This window comes from Streptomyces sp. NPDC007875 (assembly GCF_042868035.1).
Lineage (GTDB): Bacteria > Actinomycetota > Actinomycetes > Streptomycetales > Streptomycetaceae > Streptomyces > Streptomyces antimycoticus.
The window spans coordinates 80,277-102,918 of record NZ_JBIADZ010000022.1 but is presented as its reverse complement, the minus strand read 5'-3'; the positions used below and the strand labels follow the sequence as shown (position 1 = coordinate 102,918).

At 72.4% G+C, this 22,642-nt stretch carries 19 protein-coding genes; 7 read left to right on the top strand and 12 right to left on the bottom strand.

Translation table 11 applies throughout. The features are described from left to right. Nucleotides 1-33: 33 nt before the first annotated feature. Nucleotides 34-1,029 (bottom strand): aldo/keto reductase, encoded by a 996-nt coding sequence (locus tag ACFYOY_RS35165; RefSeq protein ID WP_351888994.1) that lies wholly within the window; start codon nucleotides 1,027-1,029, stop codon nucleotides 34-36. 126 nt (nucleotides 1,030-1,155) lie between these two features. On the opposite strand from ACFYOY_RS35165, the gene ACFYOY_RS35160 reads away from it, so the two are divergent. The 3 genes from ACFYOY_RS35160 to ACFYOY_RS35150 all read left to right on the top strand — a co-directional run bounded on the left by ACFYOY_RS35160 (nucleotide 1,156) and on the right by ACFYOY_RS35150 (nucleotide 3,649). Beyond that, the gene (locus ACFYOY_RS35160) at nucleotides 1,156-2,016 is read left to right on the top strand and encodes a helix-turn-helix transcriptional regulator (RefSeq protein ID WP_351889000.1); all 861 of its coding nucleotides are present in this window, start codon (nucleotides 1,156-1,158) and stop codon (nucleotides 2,014-2,016) included. Nucleotides 2,017-2,246: 230 nt separating this feature from the next. Then, nucleotides 2,247-3,044 (top strand): sugar phosphate isomerase/epimerase family protein, encoded by a 798-nt coding sequence (locus tag ACFYOY_RS35155; protein WP_351889006.1) that lies wholly within the window; start codon nucleotides 2,247-2,249, stop codon nucleotides 3,042-3,044. 203 nt (nucleotides 3,045-3,247) lie between these two features. Further along, nucleotides 3,248-3,649, top strand: a complete 402-nt coding sequence (locus ACFYOY_RS35150; protein WP_351889951.1) for an aldo/keto reductase — start codon at nucleotides 3,248-3,250, stop codon at nucleotides 3,647-3,649. Here ACFYOY_RS35150 and ACFYOY_RS35145 read toward each other — a convergent pair. Next, nucleotides 3,612-4,538, bottom strand: coding sequence for an EamA family transporter (locus tag ACFYOY_RS35145; protein WP_351889012.1), 927 nt, complete (start codon nucleotides 4,536-4,538; stop codon nucleotides 3,612-3,614). The two genes, ACFYOY_RS35150 and ACFYOY_RS35145, sit on opposite strands and share 38 nt — an antisense overlap. Before the next feature lie 147 nt (nucleotides 4,539-4,685). Here ACFYOY_RS35145 and ACFYOY_RS35140 point away from each other — a divergent pair, with 147 nt between their 5' ends. Next, nucleotides 4,686-5,600, top strand: coding sequence for a LysR family transcriptional regulator (locus ACFYOY_RS35140; protein WP_351889018.1), 915 nt, complete (start codon nucleotides 4,686-4,688; stop codon nucleotides 5,598-5,600). Nucleotides 5,601-5,936: 336 nt separating this feature from the next. Here ACFYOY_RS35140 and ACFYOY_RS35135 read toward each other — a convergent pair whose 3' ends face one another. Beyond that, entirely contained in the window at nucleotides 5,937-7,157 is a 1,221-nt protein-coding gene (locus tag ACFYOY_RS35135) for a macrolide family glycosyltransferase (RefSeq protein ID WP_388591501.1), read from the bottom strand. Between the two features lie 235 nt (nucleotides 7,158-7,392). Between ACFYOY_RS35135 and ACFYOY_RS35130 the strand changes: the two genes are divergently transcribed. Then, entirely contained in the window at nucleotides 7,393-9,315 is a 1,923-nt protein-coding gene (locus ACFYOY_RS35130; RefSeq protein WP_351889030.1) for a glycoside hydrolase family 3 protein, read from the top strand. A gap of 12 nt (nucleotides 9,316-9,327) precedes the next feature. Here ACFYOY_RS35130 and ACFYOY_RS35125 read toward each other — a convergent pair whose 3' ends face one another. Beyond that, on the bottom strand, nucleotides 9,328-9,672 hold the full coding sequence (locus ACFYOY_RS35125; protein WP_351889036.1) for an SDR family NAD(P)-dependent oxidoreductase: 345 nt from the start codon (nucleotides 9,670-9,672) through the stop codon (nucleotides 9,328-9,330). Between the two features lie 138 nt (nucleotides 9,673-9,810). Further along, on the bottom strand, nucleotides 9,811-11,214 hold the full coding sequence (locus ACFYOY_RS35120) for a S28 family serine protease (RefSeq protein ID WP_388591498.1): 1,404 nt from the start codon (nucleotides 11,212-11,214) through the stop codon (nucleotides 9,811-9,813). 183 nt (nucleotides 11,215-11,397) lie between these two features. Between ACFYOY_RS35120 and ACFYOY_RS35115 the strand changes: the two genes are divergently transcribed. Beyond that, nucleotides 11,398-11,841 carry a hypothetical protein gene (locus tag ACFYOY_RS35115; RefSeq protein ID WP_078641555.1) on the top strand — a complete coding sequence of 148 codons (444 nt, stop codon included), beginning with the start codon at nucleotides 11,398-11,400 and terminating at the stop codon, nucleotides 11,839-11,841. 339 nt (nucleotides 11,842-12,180) lie between these two features. On the opposite strand, the gene ACFYOY_RS35110 is transcribed toward ACFYOY_RS35115, so the two are convergent. Then, nucleotides 12,181-16,092, bottom strand: a complete 3,912-nt coding sequence (locus tag ACFYOY_RS35110; RefSeq protein WP_351889956.1) for an ABC transporter ATP-binding protein — start codon at nucleotides 16,090-16,092, stop codon at nucleotides 12,181-12,183. 356 nt (nucleotides 16,093-16,448) lie between these two features. On the opposite strand from ACFYOY_RS35110, the gene ACFYOY_RS35105 reads away from it, so the two are divergent. Next, nucleotides 16,449-17,441 (top strand): helix-turn-helix domain-containing protein, encoded by a 993-nt coding sequence (locus ACFYOY_RS35105; RefSeq protein WP_351889961.1) that lies wholly within the window; start codon nucleotides 16,449-16,451, stop codon nucleotides 17,439-17,441. 194 nt (nucleotides 17,442-17,635) lie between these two features. On the opposite strand, the gene ACFYOY_RS35100 is transcribed toward ACFYOY_RS35105, so the two are convergent. The 6 genes from ACFYOY_RS35100 to ACFYOY_RS35075 form a co-directional block, all read right to left on the bottom strand. After that, nucleotides 17,636-17,773 carry a hypothetical protein gene (locus ACFYOY_RS35100; RefSeq protein WP_388591496.1) on the bottom strand — a complete coding sequence of 46 codons (138 nt, stop codon included), beginning with the start codon at nucleotides 17,771-17,773 and terminating at the stop codon, nucleotides 17,636-17,638. A gap of 1 nt (nucleotide 17,774) precedes the next feature. Then, nucleotides 17,775-18,224 (bottom strand): glycosyl hydrolase family 65 protein, encoded by a 450-nt coding sequence (locus tag ACFYOY_RS35095; protein WP_351889069.1) that lies wholly within the window; start codon nucleotides 18,222-18,224, stop codon nucleotides 17,775-17,777. 87 nt (nucleotides 18,225-18,311) lie between these two features. Further along, the gene (locus ACFYOY_RS35090; protein WP_351889073.1) at nucleotides 18,312-18,989 is read right to left on the bottom strand and encodes a response regulator transcription factor; all 678 of its coding nucleotides are present in this window, start codon (nucleotides 18,987-18,989) and stop codon (nucleotides 18,312-18,314) included. Beyond that, nucleotides 18,986-20,359 (bottom strand): sensor histidine kinase, encoded by a 1,374-nt coding sequence (locus ACFYOY_RS35085; protein WP_351889078.1) that lies wholly within the window; start codon nucleotides 20,357-20,359, stop codon nucleotides 18,986-18,988. Before ACFYOY_RS35085 ends, ACFYOY_RS35090 begins: the two co-directional genes overlap by 4 nt. Then, a complete protein-coding gene (locus tag ACFYOY_RS35080; protein ID WP_351889084.1) occupies nucleotides 20,352-21,620 on the bottom strand; it encodes an acyltransferase in 1,269 nt (422 codons plus the stop codon). Before ACFYOY_RS35080 ends, ACFYOY_RS35085 begins: the two co-directional genes overlap by 8 nt. Beyond that, nucleotides 21,613-22,536 (bottom strand): alpha/beta hydrolase, encoded by a 924-nt coding sequence (locus ACFYOY_RS35075; protein ID WP_351889090.1) that lies wholly within the window; start codon nucleotides 22,534-22,536, stop codon nucleotides 21,613-21,615. Before ACFYOY_RS35075 ends, ACFYOY_RS35080 begins: the two co-directional genes overlap by 8 nt. Nucleotides 22,537-22,642: the final 106 nt, after the last annotated feature.

Below are 22,642 nucleotides of genomic sequence, written 5' to 3'. Positions count from 1 at the left end.
CCGCGCCAGAGCGAGCGCGCCGGAGAGCCCGACTCAGTTCCCCACGCCGAGGCTGGACATGAACGCGGACGGGTAGCGGTCGCCGCGCGCCGCGCCCCGTGGCATCGCCTTCTCGATCTCGGCGAGGTCGTCGGCGGTGAGGGTCAGCTCCGTCGCGGGCAACGCCTCGGCCAGCCGCTCGCGGGTGCGGGCGCCGACCAGCGGCACGATGTCCTCGCCCTGTGCACAGACCCAGGCGATGGCCAGTTGGACGACGGTGCACTCCTTCGCCTCGGCCACCCGGCGCAGCGCGTCCACGAGGGCGAGGTTGTGTTCCACGTTCTCGCTCGCGAACCGCGGGCTGAACGCGCGGGCGTCGCCGGGGCCGGCGGTGTGGCCGGCGGTCCAGTGCCCGGAGATGAGGCCGCGGCCCAGGACGCCGTACGCGGTCAGTCCGATGCCGAGCTCACGGAGCGTGGGCAGGACGTCCGCCTCCACCGCGCGGGAGATCAGCGAGTACTCGATCTGCAGGTCGGCGACCGGGTGCACGGCGTGCGCCCGGCGGATCGTCGCCGCGTCGACCTCCGAGAGGCCGAGGTGCCGTACGTACCCGGCGTCGATCATCTCCTTGATCGCGCCCACCGTCTCCTCGATCGGTACCGCCGGGTCCAACCGGGCGGGACGGTAGATGTCGATGTGGTCGGTGCCCAGCCGGGTCAACGAGTAGGCCAGGAAGTTCTTCACCGCCTCGGGACGGCCGTCATGCCCACCGGCCCCGGGGCCCGGCCCCCGCAGCATGCCGAACTTGACGCTCAGCGTGTAGCTGTCGCGATCGCGGCCGCGCAGCGCCTCGGCGAGGAGCAGCTCGTTGTGGCCCATGGCGTAGAAGTCGCCGGTGTCGATCAGCGTGACGCCGGCCTCCAGCGCGGCGTGCACGGTGGCGATACTTTCCGTGCGGTCGGCGGCGCCATAAGCGCCCGACATGCCCATCGCGCCCAGGCCCAAGGTGGAAACGGCCGGGCCGGTGCTGCCCAGGGTTCGCGTCTGCATCGCGTTCTCCTTCGTCGTCGATCTGTCACCCACCCTGCGCCCGCGCCGCGCCCCATGGGAGCGGAGCGTTCATCAGGGGAGAGCCGCTCCCTGGATGGTTCGCCCGCCGCGAGGGACCCTGGGGAGATGGAACGTGACCAGCTCGCCGACTTCCTGCGCCGCCGCCGCGAGGCGATCCGCCCGGCCGAGGTCGGCATCACCGACGGCCCCCGGCGCCGGACCAGCGGCCTGCGCCGGGAAGAGGTGGCCATGCTCGCGGGCATGTCGGTGGACTACGTCGTCCGCCTGGAGCAGGGCCGCAGCAGTCAGCCCTCGCCCCAGCTGCTCGGCGCGCTGGCCCGGGCGTTGCGCCTCTCCGAGGACGAGCGCGACCACCTGTTCCACCTGGCCGGCCACCAGCCCCCGCCCGCGGACGGGGTGGCCGGCCTGGCGCGCGCCGGTCTGATACGCATGCTCGACCTGCTCGGCGACAACCCGGCCCTGGTCCTGTCCGACCTGGGCGAGGTCCTCGCCCAGAACCGTGCGGCCGTCCTTCTGACCGGCGACCACACCGGCTTCGCCGGCGACCGGCGCTACATCGCCTACCGATGGTTCACCGACCCCGCTGAACGCGCCGTCGCCCCGCCCGAGGAGCGGGAGCGCCACGCCCGCCAGCTCGTGGCCGACCTGCGCGCGGCCGCCGGCCGCCGGTCCGGCGACCCCACGGTCACCGGACTCATCGACCGGTTGCGGACCGCGAGCGCCGACTTCCGCCGGCTCTGGGCCGAGCACGAGGTGGCGGTCCGGCGCGCCGACCGCAAGACCCTGCTGCACCCGCGGGTGGGCCGCCTGGTGCTGGACTGCGAAACCCTGGTCACTCCCGACCAGGGCCAGCTGCTGCTGGTCCTCACCCCGGCGGACGCCGAGACCCGCGAGCGGCTGCAGCTTCTTCAGGTACTCGGCATCGAGGAATTCCCCACGGGGTCAACGGACACGCCGATCCGGTGAAGCGGCCGACCCACGGGGCACCGGCTGGTGGTTTCGGCGGTCCGGTCGGCGAAGTGGCCGTGGTACCGGGCGCCCGCAGGCCCGGGTGGTGGGGCCACGGCCTGGCTACCCGCCGGGACACGCCGTAGGCGTGAGGTCAGGATTGACCCGACTCATGCCCCTGCTTAGCGTCCGGGATGAAGGGCAGGAAGATCCCCACGAACCGCACGACCCCCATCAAGGGAGCCCGCATGAAGCTCGCCTTCTCCACTCTCGGCGTCCCCGGTATGCCCATGTCCGACGTCGCCCGGCTCGCCGCCGGGACCGGGTACCACGGCGTGGAGCTGCGCGCCCACCCCGAGGAGCCGGTGCACCCGGGCATCGGGGCGGACGAACGCGCCCGGGTGGTGGCGGAGTTCCGGGACGCCGGGATCGAGATCCTCACCGTCGCCGGTTATGTGCGCGCCGCCCAGGCCGGGCCGGACGAGCCGGTGCTGGCCGGGCTGCGGGAGCTGCTGGAGCTCGCCCACGACCTGGGCGCCCGCCATGTCCGGGTCTTCCCCGGCGGCGGGGACCAGAGCCCGGAGGAGGCCGACGCCACGGCCGCCCGGCGGCTCGCGGCGGCCGCTCCTCGCGCCGCCGACCTCGGGGTACGGCTGCTGCTGGAGACCCACGACTCGCATCGGACGGGCGCCGACGCGGCCCGCGTCCTCGGGCTCGTCGGCCATGGCAACGTCGGGGCGATCTGGGATGTGATGCACACCTGGCTGGGCGGTGAGGACCCGGCCACCAGCTATCCGGCGCTCTTCCCGCATCTGGGCTACGTCCAGGTCAAGGACATCGCCTCGGCCGATGACACCACCCCGCTGCCGCTGGGCGAGGGGGTGCTGCCGCTGACCGAGTGCGTGGAGCTGCTCAGCCGCGAGGGCTGGGACGGCTGGCTGTGCTGGGAGTACGAGAAGCGGTGGTATCCGCAGGCCCGGGAGTTCCCGGAGCTGCTGGCCCCGGGCCGGGAGCACCTCCTACGTCTGCTGACCGACGCGGCCTGAGGCCGGGCGGGACGGACCGCACGACCGGCGCCCAGGGGCCGCTCGCCACCAGCCGGCCGGTGAGGTCGCACCGGGCTCCGGTGAGGTCGAGAACGTGCGACAGAGGATCGATGCCCTGTTGGCCGAGCATGTGCGTACTCTCGCGAAGGAAATCCGGACTGCGGGGCATTCACCGTACGGGGTCGGCGGACGGAGGCTGACACCTGGTCCAGTCCCGTACGCCCCGTAAGCCGGCCGGGGCGGGGCGCGCGGAGTGGGGGACCACCGGGGAGCAACTCACCGAGAACACCTTCGCCCTGCTGGACCTGCTGCGGCAGATCGCGCAGGAGCAGGATGTGCCGGTCTCCGCCGTGGCCATCGCCTGGGTCCGCCGTCGGCCGGAGGTGACCTCGACGATCAACGGCTGCCGCGACCTCGCCCAGTTGCACAGCAATCTCGTGTCCCTGTCCGTCGAGCTCTCCGACGCGCAGGTGTCGGCGCTCGGCGCTCTGACGGCCCCGGAGCTGCCCTTCCCGCTGGGCTTCCTGGAGACCAGCGGGGTCAACCTGGCGCAGGCCGGCACCACGGTCAACGGAGTCCCGTCGCGGCCTTTTCGGGAGGGCTGACCGCTACCCCGCCGCCGCGCCGGAGGCGCCGTGCCCGGATGCGCGGGAGCGAGGTCAGGGCCACGCCGCCCACCAGCAGCGCCGCCGCCAGCCAGCGCGCTGCGCTGATCCCCTCCCCCAGCACCAGCGCCGCCGAGGACATCCCGAAGACCGGCACCAGCAGTGAGAAGGGCGCGACCGTCGAGGCGTCGTAGGTGCGCAGCAGAAAGCCCCAGACCCCGAAGCCGAACACGGTGGTGACCCAGGCGACGTAGACGATCGCGCCCACTCCGGCCCAGTCGAGCCTGCTCAGCGCGTCGAGATCGGGCCGCGCGCCCTCGAACATCAGCGAGAGCCCGAGCAGCGGCAGTACGGGCACCACGCTCACCCACACCATGAAGTTCAGGGCATCGGGCGGCGCCGCCTTGCGGGTGAGGACGTTGGAGACGCCCCAGAAGGCGGCCGCCGCGACGACGAGGACGAAGCCGATGAGCGGCCCCGAGGTGCCCTCGTCCACGGCGGCCACCGCGATCCCGGCGAGGGCGACGGCCATGCCCAGCAGCCGCCGCCGACCGGGGCGTTCGCCGAGCACGACGGCCGCGAACAGCGCGGTGAACACCGCCTGGATCTGCAGCACCAGCGAGGACAGCCCGGCGGGCATCCCCTCGTGCATCCCGATGAACAGCAGCCCGAACTTGGCCACGCCCAGGGCCAGCCCCACCCCCAGGATCCATCGCCAGGCGACCCTCGGCGGGCCGACCAGGAAGACGGCGGGCAGCGCGGCCACCAGGAATCGCAGGGCGCAGAAGAGCAGCGGCGGGAAGTGGTCGAGGCCCACCTCGATGACCACGAAGTTGACCCCCCACAGGGCCGTGACCAGCACGGCGAGGGCTATGTGCACAGGTCGCATGGGTCGAGGATCAGGTGCCGGGACCTTGTAGCACCAGCGCGGATGTCTTCATGCTTGGATGCAGTAACGGTTAAAGATGCAGGACCGGTTAAAGATGCAGGACCGGTCAGAGCTGCGGTAACGACCAAAGGTGTGAGGGGAGAGCCCATGCTGGATCTGGCCCGGCTGCGGGCGCTGCACGCGGTGTCCGTACACGGCTCGGTCAGCGCCGCCGCGATCGCGCTCGGCTACACCCCGTCCGCCGTATCGCAGCAGATCGCCAAGTTGGAGCGGGAGACCCGGACGACCCTTCTGGAGCGGCAGGGCCGGGGCATCGCGCTGACCGACGCGGCCCGGCATCTGGCCGCCACCGCCCAGCAGTTGCTCGCCATCGTCGAGGAGGCCGAGACCACCCTGGAGGAGCGACGCGGACAGCCGACGGGCCGGCTGGTGATCGGCGCCTTCGCGTCGGCGGCGCGCGGACTGATGCCCGTGGTACTGGCCGCGCTCGTGACCCAGCATCCCTCCCTGGACGCCCGGCTGCTCGAAGTGGATCCACATCTGTCGGCGGACCTGGTGGCGCAGGGGGTCATCGACCTGGCGGTGACCCATGACTGGGACATCGCCCCGCTGCCCGCCCCGGAGGGGCAGGAACGGTCGGTCATCGGCGACGATCTGTGCGATCTGCTCGTCCCGGCCGGACATCCGCTGGCCGAGCGGGCCGCACGGCGGACGCTGCGCCGCGAGGACCTGCCGGGCCAGCGGTGGATCTGCCAGCCGCCCGGGTCGGTGTGCCACGACTGGCTGGTCCGTACGCTGCGCGCCTCGGGCCATGAGCCGGACCTGGCGTATCAGGCGGCGGAGAACCACACCCAGATCGCCCTGGTGGCGGCCGGTCTCGGCGTCGCCCTCATGCCCCGCCTGGGGCGCGGTCCGCTGCCGGACGGGGTGCTGGCGCTGTCTCTGGAGCCGGTCCCGGTGCGGCGGCTGTACGCCCTGTGGCGCACCGGCGCGGCCCGCCGCCCCGCCATCACCGAAACGGTGCGGCTGCTGGGCGGCCTCTGGGCGCAGCGCACGGCCTGAGCACCGGCAGGGCACCGGCTCAACTGGCCGCCCAATGCTCCCCCTTGGGGCGCGCACGCCCCCTCCTCGCCGATCCGCGCTCCGCACACCCTGCGCGGAACCGGCGCGGGCCGCCACGCGTCGAAGCGGTGTGCTGATGGGGAGTCTCCGCATGGCGGTAATCGGCCTCGCCGCTGACTGCGTCGCTGACCACCTCTCCACCGCCCGCGGCCAGCAGCACCCCGCCGCCGACGCGACACCCCTCCCAGAGCGTCGGCGGCGCCCGAGGGGGCACGGTCCGCCCTTGGCCCCAAGGGGCACGGTCCGCCCTTACGACGGCCGTCGGACGGGGAGCCGTCAGACGGGCAGCTCCGCCTCGATCAGGTCCGCCGCGCGGTCCGGTCCGCCCTCGGCGGCCATCCGCACCTTGAGCGCGGCGCAGCGGGCGGCCACCTCGGGGTCGTCCACCAGGTCGAGCACGGCCTTGCGCAGCGCCGACGCGGTGGCCTCCTCCTTGGGCAGATGGCGGCCGACCCCGAGCGCCTCCAGCGTGTCCGCGTTGCTGAACTGATCGACGGCCTGCGGTACGGCGACCATCGGCACCCCACAGGCCAGCCCCTCCTGGGCGCCGCCCGCACCCGCGTGGGTGACGAAGGCGTCGGCCTTCCGCAGAATGCTCAACTGCGGTATCCAGCTGTGCACTTCGACATTGGCGGGGATCTCGCCGAGGTCGGCCGGATCGACGAACTCGCCGATCTGCAGCACCACGTACCACCCCGGCAGGTCGCCGAACGCCGCGACGCATGCGCGGTAGAAGCCGGGCTCCTTGGTCCAGGTCGAGCCGAGCGAGACCAGCAGGATCCGGTCGGTCTCGGCGGCCCGCTCCGGGCGGCGCCACTCCGCCACGTCGCGGCGGGCGCTCTGGCAGCCGCCGACGAAGCTGTAGACGGACGGGTCGACGCGGTCGGCGTTGGGCTGGAGCAGCTCGGGGATGAGGGCGACACAGCGGCTGGGGCGGCCGATGAGCCGGTCGGGGTCGGTGCCGGCCAGTCCGTTGTCGTCGAGCCAGGCGCGGTAGCGCGCGTAGTAGGCGCGGCCGCGCTCCGAGCACCGCAGCTGCGCGTACATCGGCTCGAAGACCTCTTCGCGGTACCCGTCCCAGGGCACGAAGCTGGGCGCCAGCTCGACGGCGGACACGCCCCAGCGATGGGCGAGGACATGTGCCGGGTACGCCGTGACGTCGTACATCACCAGATCCGGCTCATCGCCCTCGTAGGCCGCCAGATGCTGCGGCAGCGCCTGCTCCGCCTCGGTGAGAAACGGCTCGATGTAGTCGATCAGATCGGAGCCCCTGGCACCCGGCACATTTTCACCGTGGAGGACCGAGGTGTAGGTCTTCGGCTCGGCGCCGGTCTCGGCGACCTTCTCGGCGAACGACTCGGGGATGGCGTAGGTAACCCGGTGGCCGCGTGCCACCAGCTCGCGGATCACCTCCAGGCTCGGGTTGACGTGCCCGTGCGCCGCGATGCCGAACATGGCGATATGTGTGGGGGGCTTGGCACCCGTCGATAGGGTCATGAAAACGGAACCTAAGCGAGAACGGATGCCTCATACAAATAGTGCGCATACCCGATCGATACATTAGCGCCGGTTTCGCACGAGCACCAGATCCCGGTCTTTAACGAGTCTTTTCCTTTACGCTTCCGGGCCGTCAGAAAGTCCAACTCTCCTTGACCCGGCCGCGCTTTGTGTCCCAGCGTGTCCTGCACCACCTTCGGCCGCCCCCTCCGAACGTCCCATGGAAGGAGTGCGGGTGCACACGACGACGTCCCGCCGCGCCCTGCTCACCGCCACCCTGGCCGCCGCCGCGGCCGGTGCCTGCAGTGCGCCGACGAACAGCTCCCCCGCGCCCGCGGCCCCCGCGCGCCGCACCACCGCCGGTTCCGGCGGCCCTTCCGTGACGCCCTCACGAGCCACCACGGGGCCCGGCCGGGACCAGGAGCGCGACCGCCGGCGGATCGACGAGCTCATCGGCCGGATGACGCTGGACCAGAAGATCGGCCAGCTCTTCGTGATGCGGGTGTACGGCCATTCGGCCACCCACCCCGACCCCGCCGATATCGCGGCCAACCGTAAGGACATCGGCGTCGACAACGCCGCCGAGCTGATCGCGAAGTACCACGTGGGCGGGGTGATGTACATCCGCTGGGCGCACAACATCCGCGACCCCCACCAGGTCGCCGCGCTCTCCAACGGCATCCAGAAGGCCGCGCTGGCCGCCTCCGTGCCCGTCCCCGTCCTGCTCTCCACCGACCAGGAGTACGGCACCGTCGCCCGGGTCGGCGCGCCCGCCACGCTGTTCCCGGGCGCCATGGCGCTCGGCGCGGGCGGCAGCGCCGCCGACGCCCGTACGGCCGCCCGCACCGCGGGGGCGGAGCTGGCCGCGCTCGGCATCCGGCAGGACTACGCGCCGATCGCGGACGTCAACGTCAACCCCGCCAATCCGGTGATCGGCGTGCGCTCCTTCGGGGCCGATCCGAAGGCCGTGGCCCGGCTGGTGGCGGCCCAGGTGGAGGGCTACCAGAGCGCCGGGGTCGCGGCCACCGCCAAACACTTCCCCGGCCACGGCGACACCTCCGTGGACAGCCATGTCGGCCTTCCGCGGATCACCCACTCCCGCAAGGAGTGGGAGCGGCTGGACGCGCCGCCGTTCCGCGCCGCGATCGAGGCCGGGATCGACTCGATCATGACGGCGCATCTGCTGTTCCCCGCGCTCGACCCGGCCGACGACCCCGCCACGCTCTCCCGCCCCATCCTCACCGGTGTGCTCCGCGAGGAGCTGGACTACGACGGGGTGGTGGTCACCGACTCGCTCGGCATGGAGGGGGTGCGGAAGAAGTACGGCGACGACCGGGTGCCGGTGCTCGCGCTCAAGGCGGGGGTGGACCAGCTGCTGAACCCGCCGAGCCTGCCCCGCGCCTTCGAGGGCGTGCGCAAGGCCGTCCGGGCGGGCGAGCTCGACGAGGACCGGATCGACCGCTCACTGCGGCGCATCCTGGAACTCAAGGCGCGCCGGGGGCTGTTCGACGATCCGTACACCAGCGACCGCACGGTCAACCGCACGGTGGGCACCCGGGAGCACCGGGCCACCGCGGACCGGATCGCCGAGCGCACCACCACCCTGATCACCAACCGCGGCGGGCTGCTGCCGCTGTCACCGGGCCGCCATCACGACCTGCTGGTGGTGGGGGTGGACGCCGCCGCGCCCTCGGGCACCGGTGGCCCGCCGACGGCCGTCCTGGCCCGCGCCCTGTCCGGGCTCGGTTTCGCGGCCAAGGCGCTGCCCACCGGCACGGCCAGCTCGCCCGGCCCCTCGCCCGAACGGATCGAGGCGGCAGTCGCGGCGGCGCGGGGGCGGGACGCGGTGATCGTGGCGACGTACGACATCGCCTCCGGATCCGCCCAGCGCACCCTGGTCGCACGGCTGGTGGCCACCGGGGTGCCGGTGGTGCATCTGGCGCTGCGCGATCCGTACGACATCGCGCGACTGGGCGGACGCGGCACGGAGCCCGGGGCGTCGCTGGCCACGTACTGCTGGACGGATGTGGAGCTGCGCGCCGCCGCCCGGGTGATCGCGGGGCGGGTCACCCCGCGCGGCAAGCTGCCGGTCGCGGTGCGGCGCGCGGACGACCCGTCCCGGGTGCTGTACCCGATCGGGCACGGGCTGGGGTATTGAGCGCCGGTCAGATCACCGAGCGGACGTGCCGCCGTCCACGCGGAGCGTGGCGCCGCTGACGTAGGCGCCGTAGGGACCGGCCAGATAGGCGACGGCGCCCGCGATCTCCTCGGGGGCGACCGAATCGGCCGATGTCGTTGGGCACGAAGTCGCGCGCGGCCCCTGGTCCGTGGCGAGGTCGCCGATCGCCACGGCGGCCGCGCCGATCTCCTCCGCCACCCCGTGGGTCCGGGCCTCGTCCCGGCCGTGCACCACGACATCGGCGCCCTCGGCGGCGAGCAGCCGGGCGATCGCCGCGCCGAGCCCGGAGCTGGAACCGGTCACGAGGGCCCGGCGGCCCGTCAGCTTCAGGTCCATCGTGGTGTCCTTCGGATCATGTCCACGGGTGCGGATAGGGATGGAGACGTGATCCAGTTTGCCCGCGAAGGGGGAGTGCCCGCCGGGGCGGACACCCCCCCTTCGCCCGCGCATGGGCTCCGTCGCGCATGGGCTCCGTTACGGCCTCAGCACCGGTCGGCGCTCGACCTCGCGGCGGTCCAGCTTGGCGTCATGCCGGGCGAGCGGCTTGCTGGTCGGGCTGACGCCCGCCCACCGCTGCACCTCCGCGGTGGCCTCGGCCTTCTCCTCGCCCGTCAGCTGGGCGATGCTGGAGCCGTGGTTGCCGCCGGCGACCGTGTAGACATGAGAGTCCTTGGCGCCCTTGCCGACCCGGAAGCGCTCGGCGCCCCACGGGTCGTTCTGGCCGTAGACGAAGAGCATCCGCCGTGCGTCATGCCGCACCCAGCTGTCGACGTCCCGCATCACGCCCTGCTTGAACCGCATCGGGATGTCGCGCGGCACATAGTTGCGCGGGGCGTAGATGCCGGGGTAGCGCAGCAGCCCGTCCAGGTGCGGGGTCTTGAAGGTGGGCGAGCCGAGCTCGGTGCCCGCCTGATAGTAGTACGGCGTGTAGGTCTCCAGGCCCTGGTCGGTGTAGGCGGAGAAACCCGAGATCTCGTCGATGAAGCCGTACAGCTCGTCGGTCGACGCGGTCGGGGCGGGGACATCCGCGCAGTCCTTCAGCAGGTGGTACTGCCAGAAGGCCCACACCAGGTCCAGGACCACGTTCTCGTACGCCTTGTCGGCGCTGCCGACGACGGTGAAGGTCTGCCCCTCGTCGTCCGCCCACTTCTGGTAGCGCTTCACGATCTCGTCGCGCCGCACCAGCGCCTCGCGCTGCACCGCGTTGAGCTTGGTGCGGCATTCGGCCGTGCCGACGCCCGCGAAGAAGCGGTCGTAGGAGGAGTCCTCCTTGTTGACCACGTCATTGGGCGCGACATACGCGACGGTGCCGTCCATGTCGTGCGGGTAGAAGCGGCGGTAGTAGGTGGCCGTCATACCGCCCTTGCTGCCGCCGGTGGCCAGCCACTTCTTGCCGTAGATGGGCTTCAGGGCCCGGTAGAGGCGGTGCTGGTCGCTCGCGGCCTGCCGGATGTCCAGCTTGGACCAGTCGGCGGGCTGGGGCCGGGAGGGAGTGAAGAAACGGTACTCCATGGACACCTGGTTGCCGTCCACCAGTTGCGTCGGCTCACTGCGGCGCGGTGCGGTGGTGACGTTGTAGCCCGAGGTGTAAAAGACCGTGGGCCGGTCGGTGGCCTTGTGCAGCAGGGTGAACCGCTGCTGGAAGGTGCCCTTGGAGGGATGCCGGTGGTCCACCGGCTGGGCGTAGGTGAAGACGAGGAAGCGATAGCCCTCGTAGGGCTGCTCCTCCACGAAACGCATTCCGGGAATCGCCAGGACGCGCTCCTTGATGTCCGGCTGAGCGGGGGCGGCCGGCTCCGCGGACGCGCCTCCGGCGCCCGCACCGACCGCCCCCATCAGTATCGCGAGCGCCACCAGCCATCTGAGCATCTTGCGCATGCACCCTCCCCTTGTTGCCGTGATGACCCTTGTGGCCCGAGAATTCGCACAGGCCGCCGAGAACCTATCCGGGCACACACTCGGGTCGCCAGAGGTCGTCGATGCTCCAACACGACGCCGAATACGGAGAGTTGTTACCGTCGCCCTCTTTCGTAGCGGGCTGTGATGGCTCATGCTGCCTGTATGGACCGAGACGAACGGCACGACCGGAGTGAACGGGCCGAGCGGCTGACGCGGTATCTGAACGAATTGCAGGAACGAATCGATCCCCGCTCGCTCGAGCTGCTGATGCGGCTGCTGCGCGAGTTGAGCACCTCACCGGCCGTCCGCGGGGGGACGTACGAGCTCGGTATGGGGCCGGAGGAGAAAGAGCTGTTCACCCCCGCTCTCCAGGCCGAGCTGCTGGTGCTGTTCGGCCTGCTCACTTCCCAGGACGAGCGGGTGGTGGTCGACCTCGGCGACAGCCCGCACGCCAAGGGCATGAAGGTGCTGGTGCCTCAGGAGCGGGCCGGGGACCCCGATTTCCTGCACCGCCACAAGCAGCGGGTGGCGGCCGAGGCGGAGCAGCGGGAGCAGGACCGGCGGGAGGTGGAGGCCATAGCGAGGGCCAGCGGCATGGAACCGTGATGTTACCGTACGTAACAGCGGGCGAACGCTGAGCGTCACCGCCGTACGGCGGATGACCGGGTGCACACCGCACCACACCACCCACAGGCCCCTGCGACGCGGGCCCATCCGCCGCGCTGCCACGCGACGAAGGGCCCACGCGACGGCGGGGCCACCGGCGAGCTCTCGGCGGGCTCCAAGTGGCGCTCTCGGCGGATCGCCGGAAGTCGGCCGCGGCTCGGGAGACGCCCTGAAGGGGCGCGGGGCTGTGTCGATGTGCGGCTCCGCCGCGTGGGCGCGACCGGCCACGACGGCGCCGCAGACGATCGACGGCAGGTCGGAGCACTTCCAGCGGCGCGCTCAGACGGTCGCGGGGGCCGTCTCGCCCATGAACGTGCGCCACAGCGCGGCGTACCGGCCGTCCCGCGCCACCAGTTCCTCATGAGTGCCGTCCTCGACGACCCGGCCGTGGTCCAGGACCACCACCCGGTCCGCACGAGCGGCGGTGGTCAGCCGGTGCGCGACGACCAGCGTGGTGCGCCGTCCCGTCAGCCGGTCCGTGGCCTGGTTGACCAGGGCCTCGGTGGCCAGATCGAGCGCGGCCGTGGCCTCGTCGAGCAGCAGGATGTCAGGGTTCACCAGCTCGGCGCGCGCCAGCGCGATCAACTGCCGTTGCCCGGCGGAGAGATTGCGCCCGCGCTCGGAGACCTCGTGCAGATAGCCACCGTCCAGCGACGCCACCATGGCATGGGCGCCGACCGCCCGCGCGGCGGCCTCCACCTCCGCGTCGCTCGCGCCGGGCCGTCCGTAGGCGATGGCGTCGCGCACCGTCCCGGCGAAGAGATACGGCTCCTGCGGGACCACCCCGAGGTGGCCGCGGTACCCGGCGAGGTCGAGCTCGCGCAGATCCACGCCGTCCACCCGCACGGCGCCCCCGGTCGGGTCGTAGAACCGGGCCACCAGCTTGACCAGGGTGGACTTCCCGGCCCCGGTCTCCCCGACGAACGCCACGGTCTGCCCCGCGGGGATCGTGAGCGAGATGCCCGCCAGCGCCTCCTCGTCGTCCCCGTACCGGAACCGCACATCGTCGAAGGCGATCTCGCCGCGCGTCGTGCGCACCTGGCGCGGGTCGTCGGCGACCGGTGTGGTGGTGGGCTCGCGCAGCAGCTCCTGGATGCGGCCCAGTGACACCGATGCCTGCTGATAGCCGTCGAAGACCTGGGAGAGCTGCTGGACGGGGGCGAAGAACAGGTCGATGTAGAGGAGATAGGCCACCAGAGCGCCGGCCGTCAGCGTGTCGTCCCCGACCCGCCCGGCGCCCACGATGAGCACCAGCGCGGAGGCCACGGACGACAGCAGCTGGACGAACGGGAAGTACACCGAGATCAGCCGCTGACCGCGCAGCCGCGCCTGGCGGTAGGCGTCGCTGCGCGCCGCGAACCGCTCCCGGCCGGACCGCTCGCGCCGGAACGCCTGCACGATCCGCAGCCCCGCCACGCTCTCCTGCAGATCCGCGTTGACCACGCTCACGCGCTCGCGGGCCAGTTCGTACGCCTTGACGCTGAGGCGCCGGAAGACCACGGTGCCGATGATGAGCGGCGGGAGGGTCAGGAAGACCACCAGCGCGAGGCCCACGTCGATGATGAGCAGCGCGACCAGGATGCCGAAGAAGGTCAGCAGGCTGACGACGGCGGTGACCAGGCCGGTCTGGAGGAACGTGGACAGCGCGTCGACGTCGGTGGTCATCCGCGTCATGATCTTGCCGCTCAGCTCGCGCTCGTAGTAGTCGAGGCCGAGCCGCTGCAGCTGCGCGAAGATCTTGACGCGCAGTGCGTAGAGCACCCGTTCACCGGTTCGCCCGGTCATCCGCGTCTCGCCGATCTGGGCGGCCCACTGCACGAGAACGACCAGAAGCGCGAGCCCGGAGGCGGCCCACACGGCCCCGAGCGAGAGCCGCTGGACGCCCTGGTCGATCCCGTGCCGGATGAGCACGGGCAGCAGCAGCCCCGCGACCGCGTCCACGGCGACGAGCAGCAGCGCGACCGCCAGCGGCGCCCCGAAGCCGCGCAGCAGCCGCCGCAGCCCGTACGTCTCCTCGGGGCGGGCGGCCTGCTCCTCGTCGATGTCGGGGGTGTCGGTGGCGGGCGGCAGGGCGGCGACCTTGGCGAGCAGCTCGGGAGTGGCGGGCATCCCGGACAGCGCCCCCGCGATCCCGGGCCCGGCCACGGCCGCCGCCCCGGACCCGGCCGCCGTGTCGTCCTTACGGCCGTCACCATCGGGCCGCACCCACAGCTCCGGGGTCACCCCGCCGGGCCGGGGGCAGCCGTCGGCATGCTCGGGGTCGTCCCCGCCGCGCGGCAGCAGTTCCGCCACGTGGTCACCGTCCCCGTGCGGCACCAGTTCCGCCACCTGGCCGCCGTCCCCGTGCGGCGGCAGTTCCGCCACCTGCTCGCCGTCTCCGTGCTTTTCACCGTCGAGACAGGGCTCGACCAGCGCCGTCGCCGCGGACTCCCCGGCGAACGCTCCGGCGAGGCCCACCGCGTGCTTCGGATCGTCCCCGCCCCGGGCGGCGGCGGGCTGGGCGTCGTCCGCCAGCAGCCGCCGGTACACGGCGCTCCGCGCCCTCAGCTCCTCGTCGGTGCCCACGTCCACGACCCGGCCCCGGTCCAGGACCGCGATGCGGTCGGCGAGGGCGAGCGTGGAGGGGCGGTGGGCGATCAGCAGAGTCGTACGGCCCGCCATGACGCCCCGGAGCGCCTCGTGGATCTCGTGCTCGACGCGCGCGTCCACCGCCGAGGTGGCGTCGTCGAGGACGAGCAGCCGGGGATCGGTGAGGATCGCGCGGGCCAGGGCCAGCCGCTGGCGCTGGCCGCCGGAGAGGGTCAGCCCCTGCTCGCCGACCTCGGTGTCATAGCCGTGCGGCAGCGCGGAGATGAAGCCGTCGGCCTGGGCGGCGCGGGCGGCGGCCCGGATCCGCTCCTCGCTCGCGTCCGGCTGCCCGTAGGCGAGGTTGGCGCGCACGGTGTCGGAGAAGAGGAAGCTGTCCTCCGGCACCAGCCCGACCGCGCCGCGCAGCGAGTCGTACGTCAGCTCCCGCACATCGTGGCCGCCGATCCGCACCGCGCCCGACGACACGTCGTAGAAGCGCGGCAGCAGCATGGACAGCGTCGACTTGCCGCTTCCGGAGGCGCCCACGACGGCGAGGGTCTCGCCCGGTTCGATCCGCAGGGACACCTCGGAGAGCACCGGGCGCCCGGGGTCGTAGCCGAAGCTCACCCGGTCGAACTCGACCGTCGCCGGGGCGTCCTCGGGAAGCTCCCTGGCGCCTGGGCGCTCGTCGATGACCGGCTCGGTGTCGATGAGCTCGAAGACCCGCTCGACCCCGGCCCGCGCCTGCTGCCCGATGGTCAGGAGCATCGTGAGCATCCGCACCGGGCCCACGAGCTGGGCGAGATACGTCGAGAAGGCCACGAAGGTGCCGAGGGTGATCTGGCCGCGGGTGGCCATCCAGCCGCCGAGCGCCAGCATGGCGACCTGGCCGAGGGCCGGGACGGCCTGCAGGGCGGGGGTGTAGCGGGAGTTCAGCCGTACGGTCCGCAGCCGGGCGGCGAACAGCCGGCGGCCGACCGCCCGCAGCTTGTCGGTCTCCTGCGCCTCCTGCCCGAACCCCTTGACCACCCGGACACCGGTCACCGCCCCGTCGACGACACCCGCGACGGCGGCCGCCTGCCCCTGGGCGTACCAGGTGGCCGGGAAGAGCCGGATGCGGCTGCGCGAGGCGAGGATCCACAGGGCGGGGGCGACAGCGAGGGCGACGACGGTGAGCAGCGGCGAGAGCGTCACCATCACGATGAGCGAGACCAGGAAGAGGAGGATGTTGCCGATCATCATCGGCACCATGAAGAGCAGGCCCTGGATCAGCTGGAGGTCGCTGGTGGCCCGGCCGATGATCTGGCCGGTGGAGAGGTTGTCCTGCCGTCTGCCGTCGAAGCGGGCGATGGACGCGTACATCTCGGTGCGCAGGGCGTGCTGGACGTCGAGGGCGAGCCGTCCGCCGTAGAAGCGGCGGATGTAGGTGAGGACGTACACCACGAGGGCGGCGACGATCAGCAGGGTGGCCCAGGGGGCGAGCGACCGGTCCTGCTGGACGATCACATCGTCGATGATCAGCTTCGGCACCAGCGGGACGAGCGCCATGACCGCCATTCCGGCGAGCGAGGCACCCAGGGCGAGCAGCACATCCTTGCGGTACAGCCAGCAGTAGCCGAACAGCCGCCTTACCCAGCCCTGCCCGGTATCCGGCCCGTCCGCATCCGGCCCGCCCGTATCCTTTTTGCCCGTTTCATCCGTTGCGCCCGTCGCTACGTCCGCCACCCGTTGACCTCCCGATCCGCACACGCTTCCGGACGGCACCAACACACTGATGTGCGGATTTCATCCTTCAGCAACAATCGGACCGGGTCACATCCGGCCGGGCCGCCCCTCGGCCCGCTCCACCCCGCCCGGATACGCGTTCGCGGAATCGCCCAAAAGCGGACTGTTCACTACCGGACCGTTCATCAAACACTTGGCAGGGCTGTCTAAGGTCGCGTCCACCGAAAAGCTCACCACCGTACGGCGAAAGGGTGATGATCGTGACGGGGCTCCAGATCGACGACATCCCGCCCGCGGAGCGATTCGCGGCCTGGCGCGCCCTGTGCGAGCTGACTGCGATCCCGATGGAGCTCCGCAGCGACCACGAGCACGACTTCCGCGCGAGCGTACGGGGCGGAGTGAGCCTCGGCGAGGTGATGCTGACCTCCACCTCCGTACCGTCACTGCGGAACGAGCGGACGGCGGCCCATATCCGGCGCTCCGACCCGGAGCTCTACCATCTGCGGCTCACCCTGCGCGGTGAGAGCGATGTGCGCCACGGGGACATCGAAGCCACGGTCGGCGCCCGGCAGCTCATGCTCACCTCGACCTCCACGCCGTATCTGGCGGTGTGCGAGCGCGGCAGGGTCGACGGGATGACGATCACCCTCCACCCCTCACTGCTGCCGTTCCCGGCGGCCGAGCTCAACCGGCTGCTCGGGCAGCGGCTGTCCGGGCGGTCCGGCATCGGGGCCATGCTCGCCGACTTCCTCATCCGGCTGGCCGCCGAATCCGACCGCTACGGCCCGGCCGACGCACCGCGCCTCGGCACCGTCGCCGTCGATCTGCTCAACGCGCTGCTCGCGCATGAGCTGGACGCCGGTGCCGAGGCGCGCGCCGAGCACCGGCTCACCCCCGAGAGCCGTCGGCGCACCCTGCGGTTACGCATCGAGGAATTCATCCGGCAGAACCTGCACAGCCCGGGGCTCACCCCGGCGTCGATCGCCGCGGCCCATCACATCTCGCTCCGGTACCTCTACCGCCTCTTCGAGGAGCAGGGGCACACGGTCTCCGCGTGGATCCGCGCCCAGCGCCTGGAACGCTGCCGCCGCGACCTCGCCGATCCCGCTCTGGGCGACACCCCCATCCATGCCATCGCCGCCCGCTGGGGTTTCAGCCACGCCGCGGACTTCAGCCGTGCCTTCCGCGGCGCCTATGGCGTCCCCCCACGGGACTTCCGCCATACGGCGCTGTGGACGAACAGGTGAGCGGGGCTCCCCCCGTGGTAACCCTGCTCACCCGTCACTGATCAGCATGGGCCGAGCGGGGCCGGGATGTCATTGGCATCCTGTGCACAGTGCCTTGATCCTCCATGCACGGACCGCACCCGCTGCGCACGGATCCCATCCTCCGTACATGGATCGCATGTCCATGGATCGCGCCATCCCGGCCGCCCAGGGCGTCACTTGGCCCGGGTCACCCGCAACTCCTCGATGCCCGCGCGCTTCTTGTCGTCCGCCGACCGCACGGTGACGCGCACGAAGCGGGCCGGGCCGGTCGTCCCCTCGCGCCAGTGGCGGCCGTCGAGCGAGGTCCGCACCTCATGGGAGGCGGGCCGGGTGCGGGTCCACTCCGGGCCGACCTTCGCCAGGCGCACGGCGCGGCCGAGATCGGCCGTGAGCGTGCCTGGGCCGCGTCGGGGACCCAGAGGCGGTGGCCGCGTCGCCGTCCACGGCGGCGCCCGCGTACATCCCGGGCTCCTCCGTGCTCGTCGTCGCCTTCCCGCAGCGCGCGACGTTGTCGGTCGGCTCGAGGTCGGGGCGGCGGGTCTTGAGCACCGCGGGCGCGCCCCGGCTCACGAGCTGCGCTCCGCCCCGCGGGGTCTCGATCCGCATCGGCGCGCCTTCGGTCAGCCTTACGGTCGTCCGGTGCGGGCCGATGGCCACGTCGTAGGCGCGGCTCCGCCAGTGCCGCCCCCGCAGGGTGACGCCGTCGTGGAGCTGCGGCGGCGGCATCGGGTCGAGCCGCACACCGTCCTCGCCCATCCGCATCCCGGTCGGACCGTGGGTGAAAACCTGCAGAAAGCCGCCCTTACCGGTGAGGAAGTCATGCGCCGGGGAGCCGGAAGGGCGGGCCCGTCAGAACGAGGACGGGCGCACCAGCCCCGTCTCATACGCGAAGACCGCCGCCTGGGTCCGGTCGCGCAGCCCCAGCTTGAACAGGATCCGGCTCACATGGGTCTTCACGGTCTGCTCGGCCACCACCAGCCGTGCGGCGATCTCCGCGTTCGACAGCCCCTGGGCGATCAGAGTGAGCACCTCGGTCTCGCGCTCCGTCAGATCGCCCACCCGGTCCCGGAGGGGACCGCGCGGGGCGGCGGCGCTCACCCGGGAGAACTCGCCGATCAGGCGCTTGGTGATGTTCGGCGCCAGCAGCGCGTCCCCGGCCGCCACCACCCGTACCGCATGGGCCAGTTCATCCGCCGAGGCGTCCTTCAGCAAAAACCCGGACGCGCCCGCGCGCAGCGCCTCGTAGACGTACTCGTCGAGGTCGAAGGTGGTGAGGACCAGGATCTTGACGGTGGCCCCGGCGGGTTCGGTGAGCCGGCGGGTGGCCTCGATACCGCCGACTCCCGGCATCCGTATGTCCATCAGGACCACGTCCGGGGACAGCTCGGCGACCTGGTCGATGGCGTCGGCACCGTCCACGGCCTGGCCGACGACCTCGATGTCCGGTTCGGCGTTGAGGAGCACCGTGAAGCCCTGGCGGACCATCATCTGGTCGTCGGCGATCAGGACGCGGATGGTCGTCGTCATGCGGGGTCCTCGGCGGTTTCGGTCGCGGCGGTGGACGGGTCGGGGCGGTGCGTGGGCAGTACGGCGGTCACCTCGTAACCGCCGTCCGGCGTCGGGCCGGTGGTCAGCTCACCCCCTAGCATCGCAGCGCGCTCCCGCATCCCGAGCAGCCCGTGCCCGGCGCCCGGCGAGGGCGGGGCGGGCCGGTCCGGGGTCGTGTTGACGATCCGGACGGTGAGCCCGCGCCGCTGGTACCCCAGCTCCACCCGCGCCTGGGCGCCCGGCGCGTGCCGCATCACATTGCTCAGCGCCTCCTGCACGATGCGGAACGCCGACAGCTCGACACCTGGCGGCAGCGGCCGCCGCTCCCCGGTGACATCCGTAAGGATCGTGATTCCGGTCCCGCGCACCGTGCCCACCAGCTCGTCCAGCCGGTCCAGAGTGGGCTGCGGGGCGTGCCGGGCGCCGTCGGCCAGGGCGTCCTCGGAGCGCAGCACGCCCAGCACGCGGCGCAGTTCGGCCAGCGCCTCGACGGCGTTCTGGCGGATGCCCGCGAGGTTCTCCTTGAGGTCGTCGCTGGGGTTCTCGGCCAGGTGCGGGGCGACCTGCGCCTGGATGGAGATCACCGACATGTGGTGGGCGACCACGTCGTGGAGCTCGCGGGCGATGCGGTTGCGCTCCTCCAGCAGGGTGCGCCGGGCCCGTTCCTCCGCGGTGAGCTCCTCCTGCTCGACCAGCCGCCTCCGCGCCACCCGGCGGCCCCGCAGCGCTGCGCCCACCACCACGGCGGTGGTGAAGGACACGAACGCCTCGTCCAGGCCGTCCGTGTGGGGCCGGGTGGCGAGGGCCGCGGTGACCGCCCCCACCAGCAGGGTCAGGATCAGCGCCTCGGCGGCGATCCGGGGGCGGACCCGCAGCGCGAGGAGGAGCAGCACGACGGTGTGCAGCGCGATCTGGCCGTAGTTCCAGGGGTAGAGCACATATTCGGGGACACGGCCGTCCACCGCCAGTGCCGTCACCAACAGCATGGCGGTCGAGAGCCACCACGCCGGTATCGGGCGGGTCAGCGCCAGCTGGACGGCCAGCGCTTCGAGCACCACGAGACCGATCAGGGGCACCGGGTCCTGGGCCGTCCCCGGGCGGGCGGGCTCCTGGAACTGCGCCATGCTGAGCCAGGCCATGAGCACCGCGAACAACACCACATGGCCATGGGGCAGCCGGCCCAGCCAGCGCATCCGCGGCAGCGGGTCGCGCGCCATCGTCCACAGGTCCGCACGGAGGATGCCCGGCGCCGCCCGCAGTCCCTCGCCCATCGTGCGCGGCAGGGCGCGCGCCCCCTCCGCCAGCCGGTCCGCCATCCGCCCGCCCGTCATGCCCTTGACTTTAGACACTGGGCTTCTCCACATGCCGGGCCTCCCGGGCCGAACGTCCCTCGCGAACGATGCGGCTCCCACCGCGGACGACGCCACCACCGCGGACGACCCCGCCACCGCCCTTGCGCGGCCGCCCCGCCTCGTACGTGTGGAACGCCGCCCAGCAGATCAGCAGCGCCCCCGCGAACACCGGCAGCCAGCACAGCCGCGCCAGCACCCAGCCGAGGCCGTCGGGCACGGTATGCAGCCCGGGCAGCGGCCCGTACAGCCGCAGCGTGGTCACGCTCACCGCCATCATCGCGGTCTGGTGCCACAGGAACACGGTCATCGCGGAGAGGTTGACCAGCGCCACCGCCGCCCACGCGGCGGGCCGCGCCATCACCCGGCGAAGCGGGCCACGGAGCAGCAGGGCCGCGCCGCACTGGGCGAGACCGAAGGTGACGGCGGCCAGGGTGGGCGGGTTGAGGTTGGAGACCGGGGCGCCGGGCACCCCGACCATCGCCGCCGGATAGCCGCCGAGCAGGACGAGCCCGGCGGTGACCACCGCGCCCCCGGTCAGCAGCACCCACCCGGCCGTACGGCCGCGCAGCATGCCCCGGCCCCAGGTGGCGCCCAGGCAGTACGGGACCAGCCAGCCCGCCGCCAGATTGATCCAGCCGAGCCAGGCCGGGCCGCCGAAGCCGAACCGGATCAGGTCGACATGGAGCACGACGGCGAGCGGCCACAGTGGATGCAGCCGCGCCACCAGCGGGGTCGCGGCCGTGAGCACCGCGTAGACCAGCAGGAACCACAGCGGGGACATAACGAGTTTGAGCAGCGTGTGCACGGTCAGCAGGCTCACCCCGGAGCCGAGCATCGCCCCCGCCGCCACGGCCCACACGGCGAGCACGGCGGCGACGGGCCGGAACAGCCGGGCCAGCCGGGCGCGCAGCCACCGCCGGTAGCTGATGCCCCGGGCGCGGGCGCAGGCGTGGCTCTTGGCACCCATCTGCCCGCCGACCAGGAAGAACACCGCGAGGGTCTGGAACGCCCAGGATACGGGGGTGAGTTCGGGCTGGTACAGCAGCGGGCTGGCCGCGCGCAGGGTGCCGCTGTCGGCGACCAGGGCGGTCACCAGCCAGTGGCCGAGCACCACGCCGAGGATGGCGACGGCCCGCAGGGCGTCCACGGCACGGTCGCGGTCGGGCGGGGTGGCGGCGTCGATCCGCCGGACGAGATCACGCAAGCGGAATGTGTCACGCGTACGGACCGTGTCACGCGTACGGAAGATGTTACGCATAGCGGCCCTCCACGATCCGGCCCATGCTCGCCAGAGCGGCGGATCCGGGCTTGAGATAGTCGCTGTGCCCGACGTCCCCCGCGTCGAATTTCCGTGCCCCGAACCGCCCGGAGACGGGATCGGTCCCGAAGCCGACGGTCGTGCCCAGCAGCCGGATCCGCACATGCGGCACCCCGCCGATCCAGTCGTTCCCGCCCCGCCCGGCCCAGACGGTGGCCCGGGTGTGCAGCTGCCGGGCGTCGTCGAATCCCGTACCGGGGCTGCCGTACAGGACGATGTCCGCGGCGTTCAGCCCCCGCGCGGCCCGGGCGCAGACCACCGAACCGTAGGAGTGGCACAGCAGCGAGATCCGGGCCCGGGGCTGGGCCGCGTTCAACTCCCTTACGAATGCGGCCAGTCGGGGGGCCGCCCCGGCGGCCCGGCCCGTGGTCAGCACCTGGGGTGCCACGGTGCCCGGCGTCTTGTACCCGAGCCAGCCGACGACCGCGGTACGGCTGCCGAGTTGATGGCTGAGCGCGAGAGCCCCGGCCCGGAACCGGTCGTACGTCTCCAGGTTGGTGTCCGAACCGGGCACCAGCACGGCGACGCGCGTGGCGCGGCCCAGGTCCCCGTACACCTCGACGGCGCGGCCGCCGTCCCGTCCGTCGAAGGACAGGAAGTGCCGCGACGGCTTCCGCATCTTTCGCAGCGCACGCTCCCGCGCGCGGTCCCCGTGCCGGGCCGCCATCGCCTCGGCCGCCGCGATCCCCTCCCGGTTGGCCGCGTACCGGTGATCCAGCCCCTGGACGCTCACGGGCCCCAGTGCCACGGGTGCGGGCGCCGGCACCTCGCTCGGCCCTGCGGCCCCCATCAGGGGCACCACCACCGAAGTGGTGACGAGCGCCGCGAGCAGGGTGCGGCGAAGACGGGACGCCATGGCTGTTCCTTCCGTACCGACAGGTGGTGTGAGTACGGAAGTTATGGAGTCGGCCGTGTGGTTGGCGTCCCACCGGGGAGTGCATCCGCGGGGTAGTCCCCAGGTA